The organism is Streptomyces gilvus (genome assembly GCF_022513565.1).
GTDB lineage: Bacteria > Actinomycetota > Actinomycetes > Streptomycetales > Streptomycetaceae > Streptomyces > Streptomyces gilvus.
On the sequence record NZ_JAKWBE010000008.1, the window covers coordinates 174374 to 196993 of the forward strand.

The following is a 22620-nucleotide window of genomic DNA, read 5'->3' on the forward strand; positions in this document are numbered from 1 at the left end:
CTTGGCCCCTCTTTCCGGTTCCGGAGCGAACCCGCTTCGTGACCCCGCCGACCGACGGCTCCCGCGTATCGCGGGGCCGTCGGGCCTGGTCATCTTCGGCGTCACCGGCGACCTCTCCCGCAAGAAGCTGATGCCCGCCGTGTACGACCTCGCCAACCGGGGTCTGCTGCCGCCGGGTTTCTCGCTGGTGGGCTTCGCCCGCCGCGAATGGCAGAACGAGGACTTCGCCCAGGAGGTCCACGACGCCGTCAAGGAGCACGCCCGCACGCCGTTCCGTGAGGAGGTCTGGCAGCAGCTCATCCAGGGGATGCGCTTCGTCCAGGGCACCTTCGACGACGACGACGCCTTCGAGCGGCTGCGCGGCACCATCGAGGAGCTGGACAAGGCCCAGGGCACGGGCGGCAACTTCGCCTTCTACCTGTCGGTGCCGCCGCGCTCCTTCCCCGTGGTCATCCAGCAGCTGAAGAAGCACGGGCTGGCGGACCAGACCGGCGGCTCCTGGCGCCGCGCGGTCATCGAGAAGCCCTTCGGCCACGACCTGAGGTCGGCCGAGGAGCTCAACAAGGTCGTCCACGAGGTCTTCGCCCCGGACCAGGTCTTCCGCATCGACCACTACCTGGGCAAGGAGACCGTCCAGAACATCCTGGCGCTGCGCTTCGCCAACACGATGTTCGAGCCGATCTGGAACCGGTCCTTCGTGGACCACGTGCAGATCACGATGGCCGAGGACATCGGCATCGGCGGCCGCGCCGGCTACTACGACGGCATCGGCGCCGCCCGTGACGTCATCCAGAACCACCTGCTCCAGCTCATGGCCCTGACGGCCATGGAGGAGCCCGCCTCCTTCGACGCGGACGCGCTGGCCGCGGAGAAGACCAAGGTGCTCGGGGCCGTCCGGCTGCCGAAGGACCTGGGCCGGGACACCGTGCGCGGTCAGTACGCGGCGGGCTGGCAGGGCGGTGAGAAGGCGGTCGGCTACCTCCAGGAGGAGGGCATCGACGCCAACTCCAAGACCGACACCTACGCGGCGATCAAGCTGGAGGTGGACAACCGCCGCTGGGCGGGCGTCCCCTTCTACCTGCGCACCGGCAAGCGGCTGGGCCGGCGGGTCACCGAGATCGCGGTCGTCTTCCAGCGGGCCCCGCACTCGCCCTTCGACCACACGGCGACGGAGGAGCTGGGCAAGAACGCGATCGTCATCCGCGTCCAGCCGGACGAGGGTGTCACGGTCCGCTTCGGCTCCAAGGTGCCCGGCACGTCGATGGAGATCCGGGACGTGTCGATGGACTTCGCCTACGGCGAGTCCTTCACCGAGTCCTCCCCCGAGGCGTACGAGCGTCTGATCCTGGACGTCCTGCTGGGCGACTCGAACCTCTTCCCGCGCACCGAGGAGGTCGAGCTGTCCTGGAAGATCCTCGACCCGATCGAGCAGTACTGGGACACCAACGGCAGGCCCGCGCAGTACCCGTCCGGTACGTGGGGACCCGTCGAGGCGGACGAAATGCTCGCACGAGAGGGACGGAGCTGGCGCCGGCCATGAAGATAGACCTCACGGACACCACGGCCAGCAAGATCAACAAGGCGCTCGTGCAGGGCCGGCGGGCCATCGGCACGCCGGCCGTCGGCATGGTGCTCACGCTGGTCATCGTGACGGACGAGGAGAACGCGTACGACGCTCTGAAGGCGGCGAACGACGCCTCGCGCGAGCACCCCTCGCGCACGCTCGTCGTCATCAGGCGAGTCTCCCGCTCCCCCCGCGACCGCACGTCGTCCCGCCTGGACGCGGAGGTCCGGGTGGGCGCGGACGCGGGGACGGGCGAGACGGTGGTGCTGCGCCTGTACGGCGAGATCGTGGACCACGCCCAGTCGGTCGTCCTGCCGCTGCTGCTACCGGACGCGCCCGTCGTGGTCTGGTGGCCGGTCAACGCCCCGCTCGACCCGGCGAACGACCCGCTGGGCGCCCTCGCCCAGCGCCGGGTGACGGACACCTACGCCGCCGAGCAGCCGGTACGGGAGCTCACGGCCCGCGCCGACACCTACACCCCCGGCGACACCGACCTCTCCTGGACCCGTATCACGCCCTGGCGTTCGATGCTGGCGGCCGCTCTCGACCAGGTCACCTGCCAGGTGGAGGCCGTCGAGGTGGAGGGCGAGGAGTTCAACCCGAGCTGCGAACTGCTGGCGATGTGGCTGGCGGACCGCCTTGAGGTGCCGGTGAAGCGGTCGCTGTCCTCGGGCCCCGGTCTGACGGCGGTCCGGATGCACACGGACTGCGGCCCGATCACCCTGGACCGCGCGGACGGTTCCCTGGCGACCCTCTCCATCGAGGGCCAGCCGGATCGTGCGGTGGCGCTGAAGCGGCGTGAGACGGCCGAGCTGATCGCGGAGGAGCTGCGGCGGCTGGACCCGGACGACACGTACGCCTCGGCGCTGCGGTTCGGCGTCGAGAAGCTGAACGACGGCGCCTCCTTTCAGGAACCGGCTCCCACAGGAGATCCGGTCGCCAAAGGAGAACCGGTCACCACAGGACAGCCCTCCGGTGACGAGCCCGTCGCCGTCGAAACGCCTGTCGAGGACGCTGCGAAAGCTCCCGCGCAGGAAGCGGCGGCGCGGGAACCGGTGAAGCAGGAGTCCAGGAAGGCGGCGGCGAAGTGAGCACCCCTCAGCTGGTCGTGCACCGCGACAAGGAACTGATGGCGCAGGCCGCGGCGGCCCGTCTGATCACGAAGATCGTGGACGCGCAGGCCTCCCGGGGCTTCGCGTCCGTGGTCCTCACGGGCGGCCGCAACGGCAACGGCCTGCTGGCGGCGCTGGCCGCGGCTCCCGCCCGGGACGCGATCGACTGGGCCCGGCTGGACCTGTGGTGGGGAGACGAGCGCTTCCTGCCCGAGGGCGACCCGGAGCGCAACGTCACCCAGGCCCGCGAGGCCCTGCTCGACGCCGTCCCGCTGGAACCGAAGCGCGTGCACGCCATGCCCCCGTCGGACGGTCCCTACGGAGCGGACGTGGAGGCGGCGGCCGAAGGGTACGCGCAGGAACTGGCGCGTGCGGCCGGCCCCGAGAACCATGGGTCCGTCCCCACCTTCGACGTCCTGATGCTGGGCGTGGGCCCGGACACCCATGTGGCGTCGCTCTTCCCGGAGTTTCCCGCGGTGCGTGAGACGGAGCGCACGGTGGTCGGCGTCCACGGCTCCCCGAAGCCGCCGCCGACCCGGGTCACCCTGACCCTCCCCGCCATCCGCGCGGCCCGCGAGGTGTGGCTGCTGGCGGCGGGCGAGGACAAGGCGGAGGCGGCGGCGATCGCCCTCTCCGGCGCGGGCGAGATCCAGGCCCCGGCGGCGGGCGCCCAGGGCCGCCAGCGCACCCTGTGGCTGCTGGACGCGGCGGCGGCCTCCCAGCTGCCCCGCTCCCTGTACCCACCGGCCTCGCCGTGAGCGTGCGGTGGGGGTTCCCGGGGTTACCGTCGGGAGCCCCCACCGTCTCATTTCACCGAGCCCGCCATCACGCCCTGCACAACGTGCCGCTGGAAGGCGAAGAACACCACCAGCGGCACCACCAGGGACACGAACGCGCCCGGTGCCAGGACGTCGATGTTGCTGCCGAACTGCCGTATCTGGGACTGGAGTTCCACGGTCAGCGGCTGTGACCCGGGCCACCGACAGGCGAGCGGCACGCCACGGGCCACCCGCAGCCGAGCGATACGTCGCCAGACACCGACAAGCTGGCGGCACGCTCGGCCACCCACAGACGAGCGGCGCGCCCCCAGACACCAACCGGCGGGCGGCGCGCTGTCCGTCATCTCACTGTCGGCCGCGCAGCTCCCGGTACCTGGCCACCAGTGCCTTGCTGGACTCGTCCAGGCCCGGCACCTCGGCGCCCTCCGTCAGCGCCGGCTCCACCCGCTTGGCCAGCACCTTGCCCAGCTCGACGCCCCACTGGTCGAAGGAGTCGATGTTCCACGCGGCGCCCTGCACGAACACCTTGTGCTCGTACAGCGCGATCAGCTGGCCGAGCACGGACGGCGTCAGCTCGCGCGCGAGGATCGTGGTCGTCGGGTGGTCGCCCTTGAAGGTCTTGTGCGCCACCAGCTCCTCGGGCACACCCTCCGCGCGCACCTCGTCCGGGGTCTTACCGAAGGCCAACGCCTGTGTCTGCGCGAAGAAGTTGGCCATCAGCAGGTCGTGCTGCGCCTTCAGCGCCTCGCTCAGTTCGGCCACGGGCTCGGCGAACCCGATGAAGTCCGCCGGGATCAGCTTCGTGCCCTGGTGGATCAACTGGTAGTACGCGTGCTGCCCATTGGTCCCCGGGGTGCCCCACACCACCGGTCCGGTCTGCCAGTCGACCTCCTGCCCGTCCCGGCCCACGTACTTGCCGTTGGACTCCATGTCCAGCTGCTGCAGATACGCCGTGAACTTGGAGAGGTAGTGGCTGTACGGCAGCACCGCGTGCGACTGGGCGCCGTGGAAGTTGCCGTACCAGATGCCCAACAGCCCCAGCAGCAGCGGCACGTTGGACTCGGCGGGCGCGGTCCTGAAGTGCTCGTCGACCAGCCGGAAGCCGTCGAGCATCTCCCGGAAGCGGTCCGGTCCGATCGCGATCATCAGGGACAGGCCGATCGCCGAGTCGTACGAGTACCGTCCGCCGACCCAGTCCCAGAACTCGAACATGTTGGCCGTGTCGATACCGAACTCGGAGACCTTGCCGGCGTTGGTCGACAGGGCCACGAAGTGCTGGGCGACGGCTTCCTGACCGGCCTTCAGCTCGTCCAGCAGCCAGGCGCGCGCCGAGGTCGCGTTGGTGATCGTCTCGATGGTGGTGAAGGTCTTGGAGGCGATGACGAACAGCGTCTCCGCCGCGTCCAGGTCGCGGGTGGCCTCGTGCAGGTCGGCACCGTCGACGTTCGACACGAAGCGGACCGTGAGATCGCGGTCGGTGTAGCCGCGCAGCACCTCGTAGGCCATCGCGGGCCCGAGGTCGGAGCCGCCGATGCCGACGTTGACGATGTTCTTGATGCGCTTGCCGGTGTGTCCGGTCCACGCGCCGGAGCGGACGCGGCCGGCGAAGTCGGCCATCTTGTCGAGGACCGCGTGCACCCCGGGCATCACGTTCTCGCCGTCGACCTCGATCACCGCGTCGCGCGGGGCGCGCAGGGCGGTGTGCAGCACGGCGCGGTTCTCCGTGGTGTTGATCCGCTCGCCGCGGAACATGGCGTCCCGCAGCCCGAACACGTCGGTGGCGGCGGCCAGTTCGCGCAGCAGCCGCAGGGTCTCGTCGGTGACCAGGTGCTTGGAGTAGTCGACGTACAGGTCGCCCACCTGCAGCGTGTAGCCGGTGCCGCGGCCCGGGTCGGCGGAGAAGAGCTCCCGCAGGCTCGTGTCGGCGAGTTCCTCGCGGTGCTTGGCCAGCGCGGTCCACTCGGGCGTCTGGTTGAGCCTGGTACGGCCGTCTGCGTTCATATCCGACTTCAGCCTTCTTTCGTGCCTGTCCAGCTGTTCCAACCTAGTTGATCAGCGCGGCGCGCGAGCCGTCATGGCGTCGTCGTCCGGCGCAACAACAGGTACGTCCTGCTTGCGGACAGGTATCAGCGCGGTGACGGCGAGGACGAAGAAGGCCGCGGTCAGCAGGGGCGGGGCGCCCGGCCCCCAGGCGGTGGCGGCGGCACCCCCGAGGAGCGCGCCCAGCGGGGCCCCTGCGACGGCGAGGGTGCGGAAGGCGGAGCTGACCCGGCCCAGCATCTCGGCGGGCGCGCGCCGCTGCGTGAGCGTGGTGGTGTTGACGTTCCACACCATGCCCATGAACCCGAACACGGCCAGGGCCGCCACCAGCGCCGTCAGGCTCCGCACGGCGCCCATCACCACCAGGGCGCCGATCTGCACGAGTCCGGCGAGCAGTACGGCGCGCGGTGCCCCGAGCCGGGCGGTGACGCGCCGGTTCACCGCTCCCCCGGCGAGTCCGCCAACCGTGTACGCGGTGGTCGCCGCCGCGTAACCGGCGGTGCCGGCGTCGAGCCACCCCGTGACCAGGACGACCAGCGTGGCGATCAGCGCGCCCATGCCGATGTTGCACAGGGCCGTGGCGGCGCACAGTCCGCGCAGGGCGCGATCGTGCCACAGGGTACGCAGCCCGTCCGCGATCTCCCTGCGCAGGGTGCTGCCCGCCGGTGCCGGTGGCCGCTCGGGCGCCTCGGTCCGCAGCGAGGCGACCAGCGCTGCGGCCACCAGGAAGGTCCCCGCGTCGGCCACGAAGGGGACGGCGGCCCCCGCCGCGATCAGCAGGGGCACCACGGGCGCCCCTATCAGACCGCCCGCGATCTGCTGCCCGGTCATCAGCCGGGCGTTGGCGCTGCCGAGCGCCGCGCGGTCGACCAGGACGGGCAGCAGGGCGGTGGAGGCGTTGTCGAACAGGGTCTGGAGGGTGGTCAGGGCGAAGGCGAGGGCGATGATCAGCGCGATGGAGGCGTGACCGAGTGCGACGGCCACGGCGAACACGGCGACGAGCAACCCTCGTACCGCGTCCACCGTCCACATCGCGCGCCGCTGGTCCACCCGGTCCGCGACCGCGCCGCCGAGCAGCCCGAAGACGATCCAGGGCAGATAACCGCAGGCGGTGACGGACGCGATGAGCAGGGGCCGGTCCGTCAGCGAGGCGGCGAGCAGGGGCAGGGCGGCACCGCGCAGCGCGTCACCGAACCGGGAGACCACCGCGGCCGTCCACAGCCGCCCGAACCCCCCGCGCCACGTGGGCGCACACCCGCCCGCGGATTCCACCGTCGCCACGTCTCCCCCTCACGATTCGCGTCTGCACAAACCGTAGAGGGCACCACTGACAATCGGTCCGGAGGCGGTCGGCCCCGGTGAGGGAGACAGGTCCGGCCAGGCACCCGCTGAGGTGCCCGGCCGGCCGTCAACTCCTAGATCTCGCCCCGCAGTTTGGCGAGCGCCTCGGCGAGGATCGCCTCGCCGTCCGCGTCGCTGCGCCGCTCCCGGACGTACGCGAGGTGCGTCTTGTAGGGCTCGGTGCGCGGCGGGTCCGGCGGGTTGTCCCGGTCCTGTCCGGCCGGGAAGCCACAGCGCGGGCAGTCCCAGGTCTCGGGAACCTGCGCGTCGCTGGCGAAGCTGGGCTGCGTCTCGTGCCCGTTGGAGCACCAGAAGGAGATGCGCAGACGCGGCGCGGACTCGCCGCGCTCGGCCTCGCCCATCGGCCCCGCCCCGACCCGGCTTCCTCGGATCGCGTTGCCACTTGCCACGGTCGTAACTCCCTGCGTGATGGTGCCGCGAAGCGAGTCGGCGTGTCGCTTCGTTGCGAGCGCCTCAGTCTACGTAAGGCCCAACGCACGTCCAGTGGTTGGAGTTACAAGCCCCACACCCAGACGCAAGCCCCATGATAGGCCGCGCTCAGCTGCGCGTACCGAACATGGGGCCTTACGTGCGGAATGGAGGTGCTGTGTGCGGGTTGCCGCTCAGCTGTTCGTCGTCAGGACGACTTCATGAGGAGGCCGAGCACGACGATGCACGCCAGCCACAGCAGACCGATCACGACGGTGATGCGGTCGAGGTTGCGCTCGGCGACCGAGGAGCCGCCGACGGAGGACTGCATGCCGCCACCGAACATGTCGGAGAGACCGCCGCCCTTGCCCTTGTGCATCAGCACCAGCAGCATCATCAGCAGGCTGAAGACGATCAGGGCGATCGAGAACCCCAAAACCACGGCTGGACCAACTTCCTCGGATTCGGATGTACACGCGGGGTCCGGCACAGTGCTGGACCCCGCAAGGGTACGACGGATCGGGCCTAGCGCATACTCACTGGTCGCGGAAGCGCACGATCCTGACGAACTCGTCGGCGTCGAGGGACGCGCCGCCCACGAGCGCGCCGTCGATGTCGGTCTGGGCCATGATCTCGGCGACGTTGCCCGCCTTGACGGAGCCGCCGTACTGGATGCGGACCTGGTCGGCCAGCTCCTGGGTGTACAGCTCGGCGAGCTTGGCGCGGATGGCGGCGCAGACCTCCTGCGCGTCCTCGGCGCCGCAGACCTTGCCGGTGCCGATGGCCCACACCGGCTCGTAGGCGATCACGACGGACTCGGCCTGCTCGGCGGGGAGGTCCTTGAGGCCGCCCTCGACCTGGGTGAGCGTGTGTGTGACGTGGTTGCCCGCCTCGCGCACGTCCAGCTCCTCGCCGACGCACAGGATCGGGGTCAGACCGTGCTTGTAGGCGGCCTTGACCTTGGCGTTGACGATCTCGTCGGTCTCGGCGTGGTACTGGCGGCGCTCGGAGTGGCCGATCACCACATAGGTGCACTTCAGCTTGGCCAGCATCGGGCCGGAGATCTCGCCGGTGTAGGCGCCGGAGTCGTGCTGCGAGATGTCCTGGGCGCCGTACTTGATCTTGAGCTTGTCGCCGTCGACCAGGGTCTGCACGGAGCGCAGGTCGGTGAAGGGCGGCAGGACGGCGACCTCGACGGCCTCGTAGTCCTTGTCCGCGAGGGCGAAGGCGAGCTTCTGGACGTGCGCGATGGCCTCGAGGTGGTTGAGGTTCATCTTCCAGTTGCCCGCCATGATCGGCGTGCGCCCAGAAGAAACAGATGCAGCCATGTGGGTCAGTCCTCCAGTGCGGCGAGGCCGGGGAGCGTCTTGCCCTCGAGGTATTCGAGGGAGGCGCCGCCACCGGTCGAGATGTGTCCGAACGCGGTCTCGTCGAAGCCCAGGAGGCGGACGGCCGCGGCGGAGTCCCCGCCGCCGACGACCGTGAAGGCCGGGGAGTCGAGGAGGGCCTGGGCGACCGCCTTGGTGCCCTCGGCGAAATCGGGGTGCTCGAAGACGCCCATCGGGCCGTTCCAGAAGACGGTCGCGGCGTCGGTGATCTTCGAGGCGTACAGCTTGCGGGACTCGGGACCGATGTCCAGGCCCATCTGGTCACCGGGGACGGAGTCGGCGGCGACGGTGGTGGGGTTGGCCGGAGCCTTGCCCGCCAGGTCGGGGAACTCCTGGGAGACCACGACGTCGACGGGCAGGACCAGCTCGACGCCGGTCTTCTCGGCGCGCTCGATGTACTCCAGGACCGCGGGGATCTGGTCCTCCTGGAGCAGCGACTTGCCGATCTCGTAGCCCTTGGCCTTGAGGAAGGTGTACGCCATGCCGCCGCCGATGAGCAGCCGGTCGGCCTTGCCGAGCAGCTGGTCGATGACCGCGAGCTTGTCGGAGACCTTGGCGCCGCCGAGCGCGACGACGTAGGGGCGCTTGACGTCCTCGGTGAGCTTCATCAGGACGCCGACCTCGGTGGCGATGAGGTAGCCGGCGTAGTGCGGCAGACGGGCCGGAAGGTCGAAGACCGAGGCGTGCTTGCGGTGCACCGCGCCGAAGCCGTCACCGACGTACACGTCCGCGAGGGCGGCCAGCCGGTCGGCGAACTCGCCGCGCTCGGTGTCGTCCTTGGCGGTCTCGCCGGCGTTGAAGCGCAGGTTCTCGATGACCGCGACCTGGCCGGGCTGGAGGCCGTTCACCGCGTCGTGGGCGGCGGGGCCGACGGTGTCCTGGGCGAACGCGACCGGGGCGCCGAGCAGTTCGGCGAGTCGCTCGGCGGCGGGCAGCAGCGAGAAGGCGGGGTCCGGGGCGCCCTTGGGGCGGCCCAGGTGCGAGGCGACGACCACCTTGGCGCCCGCCTCGACGAGGGCCTTGACGGTGGGCAGTACGGCGCGGATGCGGCCGTCGTCGGTGATGAGGCCGTCGGCGAGCGGCACGTTGAGGTCGGCGCGGACGAAGACCCGCTTGTTGTCCACGCCTTCGGCGAGAAGTTCGTCGATCGTCTTCATGAGGGACTCCTGGTGAGGGCTGCTCTGATCGTACGAGAGCTGTTCTGTACGTGAGTCAGGGCCCGGGCGGCGCGTCCCTGCGCCGCCCGAGCCCTGTTCTCACAGCAAAGTGCCTGCTCCGTGGATCAGAGCTGGTTGCCGACGAAGACCGTGAGGTCGACGAGGCGGTTGGAGTAGCCCCACTCGTTGTCGTACCAGCCGAGGATCTTCACCGACGTGCCCTCCTGGACCATGGTCAGGGAGGAGTCGAAGGTGCAGGACGACGGGTCGCTGACGATGTCCGAGGAGACGATCTCGTCCTCGGTGTAGGTCAGGTAGCCCTGCAGCTCGCCCTCGGCGGCCTTCTTGAAGGCGGCGTTGACCTCGTCCTTGGTGACCTCGCGGGACAGCTCCACGACGAGGTCGGTGGCCGAGCCGGTCGGGACCGGGACGCGCATGGCGATGCCGTCCAGCTTGCCCTTGAGCTGCGGGAGGACCAGCGCGGTGGCCTTGGCGGCACCCGTGGTGGTCGGGATGATGTTCTCGGCGGCGGCACGCGCGCGACGCAGGTCCTTGTGCGGGAAGTCCAGGATGCGCTGGTCGTTGGTGTACGCGTGCACCGTCGTCATCAGGCCCTTGACGATGCCGAAGTTCTCGTCGAGGACCTTCGCCATCGGCGCCACACAGTTGGTGGTGCAGGAGGCGTTGGAGATGACGTGGTGGTTCGCCGGGTCGTACTTGTCCTGGTTGACGCCCATCACGATGGTGATGTCCTCATCCTTGGCCGGAGCCGAGATGATGACCTTCTTGGCGCCGCCGGCGATGTGCTTCGCGGCGTCTTCCTTCTTGGTGAAGATGCCGGTGGACTCGATGACGATGTCGGCGCCCAGCTCGCCCCACGGGATGTCGGCGGGGTTGCGCTCGGACAGGACCTTGATGGTCTTGCCGTCGACGGTGATGGTGTCGGCGGTGTGCGAGACCTCGGCCTTGAGGCGGCCCAGGATGGTGTCGTACTTCAGCAGGTGAGCGGTGGTCGCGGTGTCACCCAGGTCGTTGACAGCCACGATCTCGATGTCAGCACCCTGCTCCAGCAGCGCGCGGAAGTAGTTGCGACCGATACGACCGAAGCCGTTGATGCCTACGCGGATCGTCACGAACCGATCTCCTCGTTGGTACGCCGGCCATGCGGTGCCGGCGAGCTCTGTTTGGGATGTCCCCGACCACCCCCGACCCTACCTCCCTGCGGGCCCCGGAGTGACATCGAGATGCCGCATACACGGGCAGGCGGTCCGTACCCGCCAGTAGGGGTACGGACCGCCCGGCTCGAATCGTGCGATCACTCTTTTTGACTACGGAGTGCTAGTCATCGTTGACCAGCCTGTTCACCCTTGCAGGGCGGCGAGTGCCTTCTTGACGAGTGCGGCACGGTCCGCCGCCGCAGTGACGTGCTCCAGGCCGAAGCCCAGCAGCACGGTCCGGTCGGTGGTGACGGCGCCGTACGTCTTGAACAGGGCGCCCGTCCGCTCCCAGTCCTTGAGCGCGGCCGGGCTGCCCGCGGGCGGTCCGGTCACGCTCCAGGCGCCGAGCGAGGACTCGAAGCCCTCGGTCTGCGTCGGCGTGCCGCCGAGGACGAGTGAGGCGTCGTCGGCGAGAACGCCGTGACCGCCGGTGCTCGGGTCGGTGACATAGCTGATGGAGACCTGGACGGAGGTGCCGGCGTAGGCGCTCAGGTCGTAGTTCACCTGCTGCCAGCCGCTGGAGGCGCCGGTGAGGCTGTTCCAGGCGCCGCTGGTGCCGGTGGCGGTGCAGGCGTTGTTCGCGATGGTCAGGTAGTGCTTGAGCCACGGGTGCTCGTTGACCAGGAAGCCCGCCCCGCACTCCGAGGGCACGGTCCGGCTGCTCGCGCCGCCCTTCTCCGGGAGGGTGGTCCAGTCGTCGGCGCCGACGGTGTGGGCCTCGACGATCACATGGTCGTAGCCGGGCTCGGTGTCCCACAGCAACTGGCTGCGCAGGGTCGGCTGCTGGGCCGCCGCCACACCGGTGAGGTCGATGGTGCGGGTGAGGCGCTTGTAGGCGTCGTCGGTGTGCACGGCGGCCGCCATGGAGGAACCCGCGTAGGGCCCGTACGGGTTGACGGTCCCGGCGAACTGGCCCGCGCCGGCGCCGGCGAACTGCGGGTACTTGTCGGCGGGCAGCGAGTCGGAGGTGACGCTGTAGGTGCCGGCCCTGTCCAGCGGGTTGCCGGGCGCGGCGCCGAGGGGCCCGCTGAAGCCGCCGAGGTCGCCGGAGCCGGTGAAGCCGGTGGCGCCTGGGGTCGACGTACGGGAGTAGGCGCCCAGGTAGTACTGGCTGAAGTCGTTGGACAGGGTGCCGTCGCCGAGGTCGACGTTGCCGCCGGCCTGCTCGCCCGCCTCGATGAGCTTGCCGCCCTCGTTGAGGTAGGCGCGCAACTGGAGCTGGGTGGCGTTGCCGGGGACGCTCGCGCCCGTGTAGTGGACGACGGTCCTGAAGTGCTTCAGCACCCCGAGTGCGTCGGGCGCGCCCTGGGTGGCGACGTCCCAGACGATCGCCTTGCGGCCGTTCGCCTTCAGCGCGTCCACGTACGTCTGCGCCTGCGTGGCGGTCGCGCCCTCTTCTGCGACGACGAGGGTGTCGGCCTTGGCGCGCTGGGCGACGGTGTAGGTGAAGTGCTCGCTGGAGACCTTCTTGCCGCTCGCGCCGCGGCCGGTGAACCACACCTCGACCTTGTCGCCCGGGTCGCCGTCCTTCACCTTGGCCCGGTACTCGTCGAAGTGCAGGTTGTCATCGCCGCCGTAGGTCTCACCGCCCTTCCAGGCCCTCAGCGGCTCGTCCTTCGTACGGCCGCCGTTGACGCGGTAGTTGAGCTCCTTGCCGCGGACGGCCTTGCGGACGACGACGGAGACCTCCTGGTCGGCGCCGCGGGAGTACGACGTGGCGAACGTCGCCGGGGTGAAGTCGGCGGCCTTCAGGCCGAGCGAGGAGGAGGGGGTGTCCGGGTGCTGGGCGGTCTCGGCGACCGAGAGCGCGAACGGGACGTTCTTGACGAACTCCTGCTGGATCAGCTTCTCGTCGTCCGGGAAGTTGAACACGGACTGGCAGTCGGCCGCGTTCCACTGGTCGTTCGGGTCGGCGTTCGACGCGGTCTGGCACGTCGACATCTCGGGGGTGAACATCGACATGCCGTTGACGTTCGCCGCGTGGCCGTCCGCCTCGCCGTTGGTGGTGTACAGCTCCGAGGAGACCTGCGGACGGTAGCCGGGGATCGCGGAGTTGTCCGGGGTGCCGGCGAGCGCCTTGTAGACGACGTCGTCGGGGGTCGGGGTGGCCACCTGCCAGCCGACGCCGTAGAGGAGGAGTTCGGCGGCGGAGTGGTAGTTGACGCCGTAGGAGAAGCCGATGCGCTTCTCGAACGCGTCGAGCGCCTTGGTCTCGGGCTCGGAGCCCGGGCTCGCGCCGCGGTAGGTCTCGCTGGTGGGGTTGGGGGACGAACCCTCGTCGTCGTAGCCCCACTTGTAGGCGAAGTTGCGGTTGAGGTCGACGCCGTCGCCGGTGGAGATGACGCCGTCGCCGTTGACGTCCCGCAGGTTCTTGCGCCACAGACGGATGTCGGAGTTCTTGAAGGTGTAGTCGTAGCCGTCGGGGTTGGCCGAGATCACGAACCACAGCTCGGTGGAGTCGACGATCTTCCTGATCCGCTTGTCCGTCTTGTAGTGGTCCAGGTAGTAGTGCATCAGCCGGCGGGTCATCTCCGGCGTGATCCACTCGCGCGCGTGCTGGTTGGACATGTACAGCACGGAGGGTTTCGAGCCGTCCTTGGACTTCTTCGCGTTCCTGGTCAGTTTGAGCGCGAGGATGTCCTGGCCGTTGATCGTCCTGCCGATGGAGACGACCTTGGTCAGACCGGGGTTCTGCTGTCCGGTGCGGACGATCTCCTCTTTGATGCCGCCGCTTCCGCTGTACGGGCGGAACACGCCCTGGGCCGCGTCGTCGACCCGCTTCTCGGCCTTGGCCGAAAGTGTGTGCTCGGTGAGGTCGACGCCCTGCTTCTCGAGCCGGCGGGCCTGCCGATCGGTGAGATAGAGCTCGACCGAGGCCGTGCCCTTCGCGGGGACCTGCTCGGCGAGCTCCTGGCCGTCCTGTCCGGCCGCCAGCAGCAGGGGTACCTGCCTGGCGGTGACGTCCGCGCGGTAGACGTTGACCTCATTGGGGTCCGAACCCTGTGACGGTCCGTTCTGTGCCTGGGCGATGGGTGCGAGGCTCGCTCCGCCGATCAGGAGCGCGCCGACAGCGAGGATCGATCTCGCTCTGTGTCTCATGAACCCCCCTAGCCGTCCTTCGTCACGGCGACGAAGTGTTGCCAGGCTCATGCCACTTCACAGCCGAGTCAAGGGTGCCTCAAAGACAGTCAAACACCGGTGCCGACAGCCCAAGTGGGCGTCGGCACCGACGGGTTGGACGCTGGTCAGCCGACGAGGTTGTCGGCCATCTCCTCGGTCAGAGTGGACTCGGTGCCCGGGATGCCGAGGTCGGAGGCGCGCTTGTCGGCCATCGCGAGCAGGCGGCGGATACGGCCGGCGACGGCGTCCTTGGTCAGCGGCGGGTCGGCGAGCGCGCCCAGTTCCTCCAGCGAGGCCTGCTTGTGCTCCATGCGCAGCCGGCCGGCGGCCGCGAGGTGCTCGGGAACCTCCTCGCCGAGGATCTCCAGCGCGCGCTGGACGCGGGCGCCTGCGGCGACCGCAGCACGCGCGGAGCGGCGGAGGTTGGCGTCGTCGAAGTTGGCGAGACGGTTCGCCGTGGCCCGTACCTCGCGGCGCATCCGGCGCTCCTCCCAGGCCAGCACCGACTCGTGCGCGCCGAGGCGGGTGAGCAGGGCGCCGATCGCGTCGCCGTCCCGGACGACCACGCGGTCCACGCCGCGTACCTCGCGGGCCTTGGCGGCGATCGACAGGCGGCGGGCGGCTCCGACCAGGGCGAGGGCGGCCTCGGGGCCGGGGCAGGTCACCTCCAGGGAGGAGGAGCGGCCGGGCTCGGTGAGCGAGCCGTGCGCCAGGAAGGCGCCGCGCCAGGCGGCCTCCGCGTCGCAGGTGGCCCCCGAGACCACCTGCGGGGGCAGGCCGCGGATCGGGCGGCCCCGTCCGTCCACCAGGCCGGTCTGCCGGGCCAGCTGGTCACCGCCGGCGACGACCCGGACGACGTACCGCGAGCCGCGGCGCAGTCCGCCGGGCGCCATCACGATCAGCTCGGAGGAGTGGCCGAAGATCTCCAGGATGTCCCGCTTCAGGCGCCGGGCCGCCATCGCGGTGTCCAGCTCCGCCTCGATCACGATGCGCCCACTGACCAGATGGAGGCCGCCGGCGAACCGCAGGATGGCGGAGACCTCCGCCTTTCTGCAGCAGGTCCGGGTGACGGGGAGCCGGGAGATCTCGTCCTTCACCGCTGCCGTCATCGCCATGGGCCGATCCTTCCATGCATCCGAAAAATACGGTCGTACGCGGCGGCCAGCAGCTCCGGGTCGTGCCGCGGAGTTCCGTCCCTCCGGGCCACCGGGGCCAGCTCGACCGCTGCTCCGAGCCGCCCTGCGGCTTCGGTGAGCACGTCGCGGTCGGGCACGGCGGCCTCGTCGGCCAGCACCACGTCCAGGGCGAGTTTAGGGGCGTGTCGTCCCAAAACCTCCAAATGACGCTGCGGGGAGAAGCCCTCGGTTTCTCCGGGCTGCGGGGCGAGGTTCAGCGAGAGTACCCGGCGCGCCTTGGTCTCGGTGAGCGCGTCCAGCAGTTCCGGCACGAGCAGGTGCGGGATGACCGAGGAGAACCAGGAGCCGGGGCCGAGAACCACCCAGTCCGCGTCCAGCACGGCCTCGACGGCCTCGGGGACGGCGGGCGGGTCGTGCGGCACGACCTGCACGGACTGCACCTCGCCGGGCGTGAGCGCCACGGTCGCCTGCCCGCGCACGGTGTCCACGTCCTCCGGCCGCGCCGGATCGTGCCCCTTGACGAGGGCCTGCAGCTCCAGCGGCACGGCGGACATGGGCAGCACGCGCCCGTGCGCACCGAGGAGCCTGCCCACCAGGTCCAGTGCCTGGACGTGGTCGCCGAGCTGCTCCCACAGGGCGACGATCAGGAGGTTGCCGACCGCGTGGTCGTGCAGGTCGCCCTGGGAGTGGAAGCGGTGCTGGATGACCCGGGCCCAGGTCTGACCCCAGTCGTCGTCGCCGCACAGCGCGGCCAGCGCCTTGCGCAGGTCGCCGGGCGGCAGCACGCCCAGCTCGTCGCGCAGGCGCCCGCTGGAGCCGCCGTCGTCGGCCACGGTGACGACGGCGGTGAGGTCGCCGGTGATCCGGCGCAGGGCGGCGAGCGAGGCGGACAGGCCCATTCCGCCGCCGAGGGCGACGACCTTGGGCTGGGCGCCGCGCCGGCGCGGCCGGGCACCGCGGGCCTCCACGTTCCGCCCGGCCCGCGACTCGGGGACCGTCCGGCGCAGCCTGCTCAGCCGCACAGAGCGCTCCGTCATTCGCGTCCCATGTCCCGGTGCACGACCACCGTCTCCACGCCCTCGGCCGCCAGCCGCGCGGCGAGCTTCTCCGACATGGCCACCGAGCGGTGCTTGCCGCCGGTGCAGCCGATCGCGATCGTCACGTACCGCTTGCCCTCGCGGCGGTAACCCGCCGCGATCAGCCGGAGCAGCTCGGCGTAGCGGTCGAGGAACTCCTTGGCCCCGGCCTGGTTGAAGACGTACGCCGACACCTCCTCGTTCAGGCCGGTGAAGGGGCGCAGCTCCGGGACCCAGTGCGGGTTGGGCAGGAAGCGCATGTCCGCGACCAGGTCGGCGTCCACGGGAAGGCCGTACTTGAAGCCGAAGGACATCACGGTCGCCCGCAGCTCCGGCTCCTCCTCTCCGGCGAACTGGGCGTCCATCTTGGCGCGCAGCTCGTGCACGTTGAGGCTGGAGGTGTCGATGACCAGGTCGGCGTCGCCGCGCAGCTCGCGCAGCAGCTCGCGCTCGGCGGCGATGCCGTCCACGATCCGGCCGTCGCCCTGCAGGGGGTGCGGGCGGCGCACCGACTCGAAGCGGCGCACCAGGGCCTCGTCGGAGGACTCCAGGAAGACGATCCGCCGGGTGACGTGCTTGGCCTCCAGGTCGGCGAGGGACTCGCGGAGGTTGTCGAAGAAGCGGCGGCCGCGGACGTCCACCACGACCGCGATCCGTGCCACGTTGCCCTGCGACCGGGCGCCGAGCTCCACCATGGTGGGGATCAGCGCGGGCGGCAGGTTGTCCACGACGAACCAGCCGAGGTCCTCCAGGCACTTGGCGGCCGTCGACCTGCCCGCACCGGACATTCCGGAGATGATCACCAGCTCGGGGATGGCTGCCTCGGGGAGCCCGCCCTGGTCGCCGGTCGTGCCCGTACTCACCTGTGCTCCGTCTCCACCCTGGCCCGTCTGCCCGTGTTGCTCTTCGCGCTTGTCGTGCTCGTTCACATTCATGTCTCCTGCCCCCGTCGTTCGTCCGGGGCGCCCGTCGTCACGGGCTCCCCACCGGAACCCATGGTGCCGGGTTCCTCCTCCATGATCTCTCCAGTCGTCATGTTGACGGCGGGTGCGGCGGGAGCCGCCTGAGCGAGGGCCACGGCGATCGTCTCGGCCGTCTTGCGGCCTATGCCGGGGACCTCGCAGATCTGGTCGATGGTGGCGGACCGCAGTTTCTTCAACGAACCGAAGTGCTTCAGAAGTGCCTGCTTGCGGGTGTCCCCGAGGCCGGGCACCTCGTCCAGGGGGCTGGCCTTGAAGCGCTTGGCCCGCTTGCTGCGCTGGTAGGTGATCGCGAAGCGGTGCGCCTCGTCGCGGACGCGCTGCAGCAGGTACAAGCCCTCACTGGTGCGGGGCAGGACCACCGGGTCGTCCTCGTCCGGCAGCCAGACCTCCTCCAGGCGCTTGGCGAGGCCGCAGACGGCGATGTCGTCGATGCCGAGCTCGTCGAGGGCCTTCTTGGCGGCGGCGACCTGCGGCTGTCCGCCGTCGACCACGACCAGCTGGGGCGGGTAGGCGAACTTCTTCGGGCGACCGTCCTCGTCCTTGAGACCTCCGCCGGGACTGTCCGCGTCCTTGAGGCCTCCGCCGAGCTCACCCGCGAGGCCGTCCTCATGACCGTCCTCGACCCACTCCCCGGTCTTCTCCTTCTCCGCGAGGTAGCGCCGGAAGCGGCGGCTGATCACCTCGTGCATGGAGCGGACGTCGTCCTGACCGGCGAAACCCTTGATCTGGAAGCGACGGTACTCGCTCTTGCGCTGCAGACCGTCCTCGAAGACCACCATGGAGGCCACGACGTCGTCGCCCTGCAGATGCGAGATGTCGTAGCACTCGATGCGCAGGGGGGCGCTGTCGAGGTCGAGGGCCTCGGCGATCTCCTCCAGGGCACGCGAGCGCGTGGTGAGGTCGGAGGCGCGCTTGGTCTTGTGCAACGCGAGGGCCTGCAGGGCGTTGCGCTGCACGGTCTCCATCAGGGCCTTCTTGTCGCCGCGCTGCGGGATGCGCAGCGAGACGCCCGAGCCGCGGCGGTCGGTGAGCCACTCCTGGACGGGCTCGACCGGGTCGGGCAGAGCGGGGACCAGGACCTCCTTGGGGACGGAGTCGCCCTTCTCCTCGCCGTAGAGCTGCTGCAGGGCGTGCTCGACGAGGGCGCCGGTGGTGATCTCCTCGACCTTGTCGGTGACCCAGCCGCGCTGGCCACGCACGCGTCCGCCGCGCACGTGGAAGATCTGCACGGCCGCCTCCAGCTCGTCCTCGGCTACGGCGATCAGGTCGGCGTCGGTCGCGTCGGCGAGCACGACCGCGTTCTTCTCCATGGCCTTCTTCAGGGCCTCGATGTCGTCACGCAGGCGGGCGGCGCGCTCGTACTCCATCTCCTCGGCCGCCTCGGTCATCCGCTTCTCCAGGCGGCGGATGTACGTGCCCGTGCGGCCGGCCATGAAGTCGCAGAACTCCTCGGCCAGTTCGCGGTGTTCCTCCGGATCGACGCGGCCGACGCAAGGCGCCGAGCACTTGCCGATGTAACCGAGCAGACAGGGGCGGCCGGTGCGGGTGGCGTTCTTGAAGACGCCCGCCGAGCAGGTGCGCACGGGAAAGACGCGCAGCAGCAGGTCGACCGTGTCCCGGATGGCCCACGCGTGCCCGTAGGGCCCGAAGTACCGGACGCCCTTGCGCTTGTGGCCGCGCATCACCTGCACGCGCGGGAACTCCTCGTTCATCGTCACCGCGAGATACGGATAGCTCTTGTCGTCGCGGTACTTGACGTTGAACCGGGGGTCGAACTCCTTGATCCAGGAGTACTCCAGCTGCAGGGCCTCGACCTCCGTGGACACCACGGTCCACTCCACGGACGCGGCGGTGGTGACCATCGTCCGGGTGCGCGGGTGCAGGTTCGCCAGATCCTGGAAGTAGTTCGCCAGGCGCTGGCGCAGGCTTTTCGCCTTTCCGACGTAGATCACCCGGCGGTGCTCGTCACGGAACCTGTACACCCCGGGAGAGTCCGGGATCTGTCCCGGCTGGGGGCGGTAGCTGGAGGGGTCGGCCATGTCTCACACCCTACTGGCGAGGACTGACACCGCGTCGGGCCTGTGGACAACGCCCAGCGGGACTCCAGGAAGGTCAGGACGGCCAGGACGGCCAGGACCCGGCGGTGGTCGTCGGTGCCCTCGCTGAGGCGGAGCTTGCCGAGGATGCTGCGGACGTGTTTCTCGACCGTGCCCTCGGTGACCCACAGACGGCGGCCGATGCCCGCGTTCGAGCGTCCCTCGGCCATGAGGGCGAGGACCTCGCGCTCCCGGGTCTCGACGAACTCGTCAACGGCCGTGACCCGGCTCTTGAGCAGACAGCCGACCTTGTGGCCGCTCGCCAGCAGCTCCAGCGCCTCCTCGACCTCGACGAACGCCGACAGGCCAGGATGCCCGTGTCGGGGTGGCGCTCCCGGATGGTGCGGGCCGCCTTGAGTCCTTCGGTGGAGCGGTCCGACGGCATCCTGATGTCGACGATCGCGAGGTCGGGGCGGTGCCCGGCGACCAGTTCGAGGAGGCCCACGGCGTCTCCGGCCTGCCCCACCACGTGGTACCCGAGCCGCTCGCACAGGCTGGCGAGCCCCTCGCGAAGCAGCACGTCGTCGTCGGCGAGGACGACCCGTTCCTGTGCCGGCCGCTGCGATGCGTCGTCCATGGTCCCGGGGGTCTCGGCTAGCCGGAAGCGGGATTGGAGGCTCGCGGTGACGACGCGGACCCGGTCACGGGCGATTCTCGGTGCAGAGCAGAGCACAGCGGATCGGCCGGTCCAGGCGATTTGCCGGCAGGTCCACGGGTGGAAGGGCTGCGGAGCTGCGTCGGACGCGGATGGAGAGGCCACGGCGGCCGGTCCGCGCCCGCCGGTACCCGGACGACACGCACGCGTGGAGTGCGCTGCTGGATCAGCAGCACCACGAGATCTTGCGGGCCAAGCGCCCGCGGAGCACTGATCACGGCGGCGCACGGGCTACGCATAGAGCCGGACGGACGCCTCTCCGTCCGACAGGACCGCCCGGAGCGTACGCGACGTCACCAGTCCAGGCATCGAGTTTGCCGCCGATCGCCTCGACCCGGTCGGTCAGCCCGATCAGACCGGAGCCCCGGCCGGGCTCGGCACCTCCGGCCCCGTCGTCGGCGACAGTCAGCTCCAGGACGTCGTCACGGACCCCGGCTTCGCTGCGCACCACGCGCGCGTGCGCGTGCTTGGCGGTGTTGGTGAGGCATTCGGAGGTCACGTCGTACGCGGCCACCTCCCGCTGCTCCGGCAGTCGAGCGGCGGGAAGGGCGAGGTCGAGCTGCACGGGGACGGCCGAGCGACGGGCCAGGGAACGCAGTGCGGCCCGAGGCCGCCCTGGGACAGGATCCGCCAGGTGGATGCCGCGAGCGACCTGGAGCAGGTCCTGGAAAGCGTCCTCGAGCCCCTTGCTCATATGGGCGAGCTGTTGGGACAGCTCGGACGTGGGGTCGGTGACCATAGAGGTTCGGCCCTCCGCCCCCGCCACCACCGCATCCAGCCACTAGCAGGGCGGCCCCCGGCACTCCCGAGACCAGCTTGCTCACGAGCGAAGCCCGCATCGCACACCCCACTCGACCGGACGACCACGGTCTCTCCAGGGCGGATCCGTGCTACCGCCGGTGACACCCGGCTGCGTAATGTGAGCGCCAACCCGCGCGTGGGGCACGGGACTTCAGCACCTTTCAGCTGACAGCTAACGCCGCTCCCGACTCTTTCTGGTGAGCCGGAAAGCGCAATCAACCTGCGCTTGGCACCCTGTCAGCATGTCCCTGGGCTGTCTTCTCGTCGATGACAGCGTCCGGTTCCTGGAGGCCGCCCGCACCCTGCTCGAACGCGACGGCCTGATCTCGGCCCTCGCCCTGAAGGACGTCGAGGAACTCGTCGCCGCCAGTCCGGCCCGCGGTTTCCTGCACAAGTCCGACCTGTCCGCACGGGCGGTCCAGGTGGTGCTCGGCAACGGCGCCTGGCCCGCACCGAGTTGAGGGGGCCTGGCGGGTCTCGGCCAGGAGCGCGCGACTGTTGGGCTTCAGGTGTTGTCGGGACTTGGTCAACACGCTTCAATGCGTGGGAACTCGGGGCCGTGAACGACGGCGTACGGATGTGAAGACGCCTCGACGCCGACGGGGTGCCCCGGCAACCAGCGCGAACCCGGCCCGACCAGCCGTAGCGAGCTTTCACAGAAAGGCCCCTGCATGCCGCACGCCACACAGCACGCGGACGTCGCCGCCGTCGCCACCGCGGAACTGGACTCGGCTCTGCGAGGCGGCCCCTTCCACGTCGCGCTGCGCGCCGCCATCGCCGCCCGCGGCCTGCCGCTGCAGCGCGTGCAGCACCATCTCTCGCGCTACGGGGTCAAGGTCGGTGTCACCAGCCTGAGTTACTGGCAGCAGGGCGCCCGGCGTCCGCAGCGCCCCGAGTCCCTGCGGGCCGTACGGGCCCTGGAGGAGATACTCCAACTGCCGGAGGAGTCCCTGATCCGGCTGCTCGCCGAGACCGATGAGGCCTCTCCGGGACAGCGGCCCGCGGGCCGTTCCTACCGCTCCCTGGTGGAGGCGTCGGGCGTGCTGGAACGGCTGCTGACCGAGCTCGGCCTGCCGCCGGACGGCGGTCTGCACACCCTCGGACACCATGAGCGGGTCCGCATCGGGGCGCGTCGCGAGCTGGCGGGGCGCGAGTCGCACCACATCGTGCGCGCCCACAAGGACGGCGTCGACCGCTTCGTGGCCGTCCACCACGGCGACCCGGGATGCGTGCCGGAGCGCGTGCGAGTCCAGGCACTGGAGAACTGCCGCACGGGACGCGTGCGCGTGCACCAGGACACCGGCGTACTCGTCGCCGAACTCCTCTTCGACACCCGTCTGCGGGCCGGGGACACCTATCTCTTCCGCTACGGCGTCGAGGACGGCACGGCCGGCGTCTCCCGCGAGTACGTCCGGGGATTCGGGCCGGCCGGCGGCCAGTACGCGCTCCAGGTCCGCTTCGACGAACGCGCCCTGCCCGTGCGCTGCCACCGCTTCGCCCAGCACTCACCGGCGGCCCCTCGCAGCGGCCGCCAGGAACTCCCCCTCAGCGGTCACCACCACTCGGTCCACCTGGTCGAACCCCGGGTGCGCACGGGGATCGTGGGCATCGGTTGGGACTGGGAGTGAGCCGGGCCGGAGCTGAGGGTCGGGGGCGGCCGGGCAGGTTTGGTCGGCCGTCGTGTTGCCGTGGGGGACGCGCGGGCCGTCCTGACCTGCTTGTTCGC

Annotated in this window: 19 protein-coding genes and 2 pseudogenes; 6 read left to right on the top strand and 15 right to left on the bottom strand. The window is 70.3% G+C overall.

Going from position 1 to position 22620, the window contains the following annotated elements:
• Position 1 precedes the first annotated feature (1 nt).
• From zwf to pgl, 3 genes are read left to right on the top strand one after another with little or no spacing between them, the layout of a single operon-like run.
• Positions 2–1540, top strand: a complete 1539-nt coding sequence (gene zwf / locus MKW14_RS15230) for a glucose-6-phosphate dehydrogenase (RefSeq protein WP_240863083.1) — start codon at positions 2–4, stop codon at positions 1538–1540.
• A complete protein-coding gene (gene opcA, locus MKW14_RS15235; protein WP_240863084.1) occupies positions 1537–2655 on the top strand; it encodes a glucose-6-phosphate dehydrogenase assembly protein OpcA in 1119 nt (372 codons plus the stop codon). Before zwf ends, opcA begins: the two co-directional genes overlap by 4 nt.
• On the top strand, positions 2652–3434 hold the full coding sequence (gene pgl / locus MKW14_RS15240; protein WP_240863085.1) for a 6-phosphogluconolactonase: 783 nt from the start codon (positions 2652–2654) through the stop codon (positions 3432–3434). The genes opcA and pgl overlap by 4 nt, the downstream gene beginning before the upstream one ends.
• Before the next feature lie 47 nt (positions 3435–3481).
• Here pgl and MKW14_RS15245 read toward each other — a convergent pair.
• From MKW14_RS15245 to MKW14_RS15310, 14 genes and pseudogenes are all read right to left on the bottom strand, one after another.
• Positions 3482–3649: pseudogene (locus tag MKW14_RS15245) on the bottom strand (carbohydrate ABC transporter permease); the annotation flags it as partial.
• A gap of 151 nt (positions 3650–3800) precedes the next feature.
• Entirely contained in the window at positions 3801–5456 is a 1656-nt protein-coding gene (gene pgi, locus MKW14_RS15250; RefSeq protein WP_240863086.1) for a glucose-6-phosphate isomerase, read from the bottom strand.
• A 51-nt stretch (positions 5457–5507) separates the two neighbouring features.
• Entirely contained in the window at positions 5508–6776 is a 1269-nt protein-coding gene (locus tag MKW14_RS15255; protein ID WP_240863087.1) for an MFS transporter, read from the bottom strand.
• A 134-nt stretch (positions 6777–6910) separates the two neighbouring features.
• Positions 6911–7246: an RNA polymerase-binding protein RbpA gene (locus tag MKW14_RS15260; protein WP_003976875.1), complete on the bottom strand. Its 336-nt coding sequence runs from the start codon at positions 7244–7246 to the stop codon at positions 6911–6913.
• Positions 7247–7473: 227 nt separating this feature from the next.
• Positions 7474–7707: a preprotein translocase subunit SecG gene (gene secG, locus MKW14_RS15265; protein WP_133042674.1), complete on the bottom strand. Its 234-nt coding sequence runs from the start codon at positions 7705–7707 to the stop codon at positions 7474–7476.
• Between the two features lie 94 nt (positions 7708–7801).
• Positions 7802–8557, bottom strand: coding sequence for a triose-phosphate isomerase (gene tpiA, locus MKW14_RS15270; protein WP_240863189.1), 756 nt, complete (start codon positions 8555–8557; stop codon positions 7802–7804).
• A 41-nt stretch (positions 8558–8598) separates the two neighbouring features.
• Complete coding sequence (locus tag MKW14_RS15275) at positions 8599–9810, bottom strand: phosphoglycerate kinase (RefSeq protein ID WP_240863088.1); 1212 nt, start codon at positions 9808–9810, stop codon at positions 8599–8601.
• 125 nt (positions 9811–9935) lie between these two features.
• Positions 9936–10943 (bottom strand): type I glyceraldehyde-3-phosphate dehydrogenase, encoded by a 1008-nt coding sequence (gene gap / locus MKW14_RS15280; protein ID WP_133042677.1) that lies wholly within the window; start codon positions 10941–10943, stop codon positions 9936–9938.
• Positions 10944–11171: 228 nt separating this feature from the next.
• Positions 11172–14126 carry a M14 family metallopeptidase gene (locus tag MKW14_RS15285; protein ID WP_240863089.1) on the bottom strand — a complete coding sequence of 985 codons (2955 nt, stop codon included), beginning with the start codon at positions 14124–14126 and terminating at the stop codon, positions 11172–11174.
• 146 nt (positions 14127–14272) lie between these two features.
• Positions 14273–15262 carry a DNA-binding protein WhiA gene (whiA, locus tag MKW14_RS15290; RefSeq protein WP_208778962.1) on the bottom strand — a complete coding sequence of 330 codons (990 nt, stop codon included), beginning with the start codon at positions 15260–15262 and terminating at the stop codon, positions 14273–14275.
• Positions 15253–16320, bottom strand: coding sequence for a gluconeogenesis factor YvcK family protein (locus tag MKW14_RS15295; protein WP_240863090.1), 1068 nt, complete (start codon positions 16318–16320; stop codon positions 15253–15255). The genes whiA and MKW14_RS15295 overlap by 10 nt, the downstream gene beginning before the upstream one ends.
• The gene (gene rapZ, locus MKW14_RS15300; protein ID WP_240863091.1) at positions 16317–17294 is read right to left on the bottom strand and encodes an RNase adapter RapZ; all 978 of its coding nucleotides are present in this window, start codon (positions 17292–17294) and stop codon (positions 16317–16319) included. The genes MKW14_RS15295 and rapZ overlap by 4 nt, the downstream gene beginning before the upstream one ends.
• Entirely contained in the window at positions 17291–19381 is a 2091-nt protein-coding gene (gene uvrC, locus MKW14_RS15305; RefSeq protein ID WP_240863092.1) for an excinuclease ABC subunit UvrC, read from the bottom strand. The genes rapZ and uvrC overlap by 4 nt, the downstream gene beginning before the upstream one ends.
• Before the next feature lie 56 nt (positions 19382–19437).
• A pseudogene (locus tag MKW14_RS15310) lies at positions 19438–19931 on the bottom strand (response regulator transcription factor); the annotation flags it as partial.
• Here MKW14_RS15310 and MKW14_RS41270 point away from each other — a divergent pair.
• The gene (locus tag MKW14_RS41270; RefSeq protein WP_240863194.1) at positions 19854–20036 is read left to right on the top strand and encodes a hypothetical protein; all 183 of its coding nucleotides are present in this window, start codon (positions 19854–19856) and stop codon (positions 20034–20036) included. The pseudogene MKW14_RS15310 and the gene MKW14_RS41270 overlap by 78 nt on opposite strands.
• Before the next feature lie 271 nt (positions 20037–20307).
• Here the strand turns inward: MKW14_RS41270 and MKW14_RS15320 are convergent, their stop codons facing one another.
• The gene (locus MKW14_RS15320) at positions 20308–20832 is read right to left on the bottom strand and encodes a sensor histidine kinase (protein ID WP_308314603.1); all 525 of its coding nucleotides are present in this window, start codon (positions 20830–20832) and stop codon (positions 20308–20310) included.
• Between the two features lie 304 nt (positions 20833–21136).
• On the opposite strand from MKW14_RS15320, the gene MKW14_RS15325 reads away from it, so the two are divergent.
• On the top strand, positions 21137–21355 hold the full coding sequence (locus MKW14_RS15325) for a hypothetical protein (protein ID WP_240863093.1): 219 nt from the start codon (positions 21137–21139) through the stop codon (positions 21353–21355).
• A gap of 210 nt (positions 21356–21565) precedes the next feature.
• Complete coding sequence (locus tag MKW14_RS15330; protein ID WP_240863094.1) at positions 21566–22522, top strand: hypothetical protein; 957 nt, start codon at positions 21566–21568, stop codon at positions 22520–22522.
• Positions 22523–22620: the final 98 nt, after the last annotated feature.